Genomic DNA, 436 nt, shown 5'->3' on the forward strand with positions numbered 1-436 from the left:
ATCGTCAACTGGGACGAAGTCGCCAAACGCTTTGCCGCTTAAGCTGAACGTTTAAAATAAAATGTCGTCTGAAATCGATTTTCAGACGACCTTTTTGTTGAAGACCGTGATATCAATGTTAATGTTACTTAATACCCGCTATTGATTTGACTTTAGCATCAGCCTCTTTTCGCTGGACGGCTTGGTTTCGAGCCGAAAGAATCGTTGGCTTTACGTTTGCCTTTGAAGCCTTCGCCGCCTTTCTTAAATCCTTCTTTTTTGAAACCTTCGCCGCGCGATTTGCCGCCGAAGCCTTCTTTACCCGGTTTCTTATCGCCGCGCCAGCCGCCGGATTTTCTATCGCCCCAGCCGCCTTTGCCTTTCGGCTTGCCGCCTGCGGATTTGCGCTTGCGGGTCGGTTCCATGCCTTCGACGGTCAGCTCGGGCAATTTACGGG

General features: G+C 50.2%; 1 pseudogene. It reads right to left on the reverse strand.

Annotated features, from left to right (window positions below):
* Nucleotides 1-158: 158 nt before the first annotated feature.
* Nucleotides 159-436 (reverse strand): annotated as a pseudogene (locus ACTHUR_RS21400) (DEAD/DEAH box helicase); the annotation flags it as partial.

The sequence above is a fragment of the Neisseria sp. P0021.S007 genome, from assembly GCF_051956855.1.